Source organism: Kitasatospora sp. NPDC059160, assembly GCF_042755465.1.
Taxonomy (GTDB): domain Bacteria; phylum Actinomycetota; class Actinomycetes; order Streptomycetales; family Streptomycetaceae; genus Kitasatospora.
Window position 1 is genome coordinate 1 of the sequence record NZ_JBHZCN010000227.1, and the last position, 4002, is coordinate 4002.

Annotated in this window: 4 protein-coding genes; all 4 read left to right on the plus strand. The window is 74.6% G+C overall.

The window, feature by feature from the left end; translation table 11 throughout:
- The first annotated feature begins 145 nt into the window (after window positions 1-145).
- A complete protein-coding gene (locus ACFXOZ_RS42230; protein WP_380595349.1) occupies window positions 146-724 on the plus strand; it encodes a TetR/AcrR family transcriptional regulator in 579 nt (192 codons plus the stop codon).
- A gap of 299 nt (window positions 725-1023) precedes the next feature.
- The gene (locus tag ACFXOZ_RS42235) at window positions 1024-2061 is read left to right on the plus strand and encodes an agmatine/peptidylarginine deiminase (protein ID WP_375893511.1); all 1038 of its coding nucleotides are present in this window, start codon (window positions 1024-1026) and stop codon (window positions 2059-2061) included.
- 64 nt (window positions 2062-2125) lie between these two features.
- Window positions 2126-3319 carry an agmatine deiminase family protein gene (locus ACFXOZ_RS42240; RefSeq protein ID WP_375893509.1) on the plus strand — a complete coding sequence of 398 codons (1194 nt, stop codon included), beginning with the start codon at window positions 2126-2128 and terminating at the stop codon, window positions 3317-3319.
- 158 nt (window positions 3320-3477) lie between these two features.
- Window positions 3478-3924: a hypothetical protein gene (locus ACFXOZ_RS42245; RefSeq protein WP_380528728.1), complete on the plus strand. Its 447-nt coding sequence runs from the start codon at window positions 3478-3480 to the stop codon at window positions 3922-3924.
- Window positions 3925-4002: the final 78 nt, after the last annotated feature.

The following is a 4002-nucleotide window of genomic DNA, read 5'->3' on the forward strand; positions in this document are numbered from 1 at the left end:
GGGTCGTGGGTGTTGTATTTTTCCCCCCCCGGCCGCCCGGCCCCCGCCCCGCCCCCCCCCCCCGCCGGGGGGGGGGCGCCCCGCGCCCCCGGGGACCCACCCGGGTTCGGCCGCCCGACCCTACGCCCGGGTAGGGTGGCGACCCATGGCCAGTCGTAGAACGTCGATCCTGCAAGCAGCCGCCCGCGTCATCGCCCGGCGCGGCGTGCGCGGGCTGCGGGTGGAGGAGCTCGCCGCCGAGGCGGGCGTGTCCACCGCGCTCATCTACTACCACTTCAAGGACCGCACCGGCATCCTGCGGAGCACCCTGGAGTTCATCAGCGACCGGGCCGAGGGCTACACCACCGACCGCCCCGCGGACGCCCCTCCGCCGACCGCGCGGGAGGAGCTGGAGCAGACGCTGCTGCTGGAGCTCCAGGACAGCACCGAGGTCCGGGAGAACAGCACCGCCTGGGGCGAGCTGCGCGCCAGCGCCGTCTTCGACGAGACCCTGCGCGAGGACCTCGCGCGCGCCACCCGCCTCTGGGTCCAGGAGACCGCCGGGCTGCTCGGCGTGATCCGGCCGACGGCCTCCGCACTGGCGCTGGCCGGCGCCGCCGAGCGGCTCACCGCGCTGCTGGAGGGCCTCAGCACCCGCTGGCTCAGCGGCAGCCTGCCGGTCGCCCACGCGCGCGCCCTGATGACCGAGGCGATCGACACCGAGATCGCCCGGCTCGAAGCCTGATCCGCCCGAACCGCCTGGACCGCCGGGGCCGGCGACCCGGGCGGACGGCGCACTCTGTGACGGTGCCTGCGGTGAGAGTCACGGCCATTGCCCGAACTTGACTGACTTTTTAGTCAGTGCGACGCTGCAGGGGACAGCAGGCGCTGCCCGCCCCGTCCGTCGACTCCGTCCCGCTGTGCGCCCACGCGCCGTGACCCGGAGAGTGGAGACGGCTGCGGCCCCCTCCCCCGACGACGGACCGGCCCCCGGGACCGCGGCGCGAACGGCACCTGCGCACCCCGCACGATCAGGAGACCACCGTGAGCTACTACCACGACGACCACTCCGGCGAGTCGGGCCCCTGGGTGCCTGCCGACGACGTCCCGCACGCGCGGACCTGGATGTCCTGGCCCTCCCGCCGGGGCGTGTGGGGGCTGCGCCTGGGCGGCGTCCAGGAGGACATCGCCCTGATCGCCCGCACCATCGCCCAGTTCGAGCCGGTGGTCATGTGCGCCCCGGACGACTACACCGCGGACAAGGCCCGCTCCTGGTGCGGCCCCTCCGTCGAGGTGATCACCGCGATCCCCACCGACGACCTGTGGATGCGCGACATCGCCCCGGTGTTCCGCCGGGACGGCCACGGCGGGCTGGAGGCCGTGGTCCTCAACTTCAACGGCTGGGGCAACAAGCAGGTCCACTACGACGACGCCCGGGCCGCCGAGCGGATCGCCGCCCACCGCGGCCTGCGCCACTCCTATGCGGACTTCGTCGGCGAGGGCGGTGCGGTCGAGACCGACGGCGACGGCACCGTGATGGCCACCGAGAGCAGCCTGGTCAACAAGAACCGCAACCGCGGCATGAGCCGGGACGAGATCGAGGACGCCGTCCTGGAGGCCTACGGCGCGGACAAGATGATCTGGCTGCCCGGCATCAAGGGCGAGGACATCACCGACGACCACGTCGACGTCACCTCCCGGTTCATCCGCCCCGGGGTGGTGATGGTCCAGCTGCCGCCGGCCGACCGCAACGACTCCTGGGCGCGCGACGCCCGCGAGCAGTTCGCCATCCTCTCCGCCGCGACCGACGCCCGCGGCCGCCGGCTCCAGGTCATCCCCGTGCACGGCCCGGACACCGTCCGCTCCCGCAGCTCCAAGTTCGTCGACTCCTACCTCAACTTCGTCCTCGTCAACGGCGGGGTCATCACCGCCCAGTTCGGCGACGCCTACAAGGACGCCGCCGCCCGGGACGCGCTCGCCGCGGCCTTCCCCGGCCGCCACGTCGTCCAGCTCGACGTCGACCGGCTGATGACCGGGGGCGGCGGCATCCACTGCTCGACCATGCACGAGCCGCTGCCGTAGCCGGAGCGCGAGCCGCCACCGTTCTCCTTCCCGGACCACCCTCGAACCTGCCCGGAGAGCCCGTATGACCAACGCCCGCACGCCCGACGCCCGTACGCCCGACGCCCTGTCCCGCCGCGGCATGATCCGTTCCATCGCCGGCATCGGCGCCGGAGTCGGCGTCCTCACCCTCGGCCTGACTGCCTGCGACCCCAACGACCTCGGCGACCTCGACGGCGCCGTGCCGCCGTCCCAGCAGCCCGGCACCCCCGGCGCCCGCCGCTTCGGCGCCGAGTGGGAGAAGCACCAGCGCACCGTGATGTCCTGGCCCGCCTCCGAGACCGTCTGGGGCGAGCAGCTCCCGGACGTCCGCAAGGACATCGCCGGCCTCGCCCAGGCCATCGCCGCCCGCGAACCCGTCGTCCTGATGGCCCGCCCGGAGCAGAAGGAGGCCGCCCAGAAGGCCTGCGGCGCCGCCGTCGAGGTCGTGCCGGTGGCCGTCGACGACCTGTGGGCCCGCGACACCCTGCCGGTGTTCGTCGAGGAGGGCGGCAAGGTCAAGGGCGTCGACTTCAACTTCAACGGCTGGGGCAACAAGCAGCAGCACGCCAACGACTCCAAGATCGCCCGGACGGTGCTGACCAAGTTCGGCGTCGAGCGCGTCGAGACCCCGCTGGTCGCCGAGGGCGGCTCCTTCGAGACCGACGGCCAGGGCACCCTGATGGTCACCGAGAGCTCCGTCGTCAACGAGAACCGCAACCCGGGGATGAGCCGGGACCAGGTCGAGGCCGAGCTCAAGAAGGCGCTCGGCGTGACCAAGGTGATCTGGCTGGCCGGCGTCAAGGGCAAGGACATCACCGACGCCCACGTCGACTGCCTGGCCCGCTTCGTCGCCCCCGGCGTCGTCCTGCTCGACCAGTCCTTCCCCGGCGGCCCGGCGGACGTCTGGTCCCGCGCGGCCGAGCAGGCCCGCGGCGTGCTCAGGAACGCCACCGACGCGACCGGCAAGAAGCTCCAGGTGATCGAGCTCCAGCAGCCGGACCCGGACAAGATCACCGGGCGCGGCGACGCCTTCGTCTCCTCGTACATGAACTTCTACGTCGGCTCCAAGGGCGTCTACCTGCCCAAGTTCGGCGACACCCGGGCCGACGAGCGCGCCCAGCAGGTCCTCAAGCAGTACTTCCCGGGCCGGGAGATCGTCCCCGTGAAGATCGACGCGATCGCGGCCGGCGGCGGCGGTATCCACTGCGCCACCCACGACATCCCGGCCGTCGGCTGACCGGGTACGGGCTGCCGCGCGGCGCCGCGCCCGGCGCGCGGGGAGGCCGCTTCGCCCGGCTCACGGCCGTCCTGCGGGGCCGGCCGGCCCGGCCGGCGGTCGGGGGCGAGGCGGCCGCGGGGGAGGCCCCCGGTGAACTCCCGTACGGCTGGGCGACGGTGACCACCGCCGTGGCCCGGGCCGTGGCCGGCGTACCGCCGCAGGCGCTGACCGTGCGGTCGGCGCAGCGGCTGCCGGCCGTGCCCGCCGTCCAGGAGCACCTGGACGCGGTGCTGGTCGCGATGGTGGAGTCCGCCCTGCGGCGCAGCCCGCCGGGGGCACGGGTACTGGTCCGCACCGAGCTGACCGCCGGCCGGCCCGGAACGCCCGACCGGATCCGGGTCCAGGTGGCCGACCGCGGGCCGGACCTGGCCGGCGAGGCGCGCCACCGGCTGCCCGCGGTCCCCTCCGGATCCCCCGGCACGCACCGCGCGACGGCCGAACTGGCCTGTGCTGCAGCCCGGTTGAGCGCGGCGGGCGGCGGCGCCCTGTCCGCCGGGGCCAATCCGGGCGGCGGGCTGCTGCTGACCCTCGCCCTCACCACCGCGGCCCGCCCGGGCTGGTGAGGCCCGGGGCCGCCGCTTCCGCCGGGCGCTGGAGTGCCCCCGCCCGGATCGACCGGGGGGGGGCGCGCCCTCGGTGCG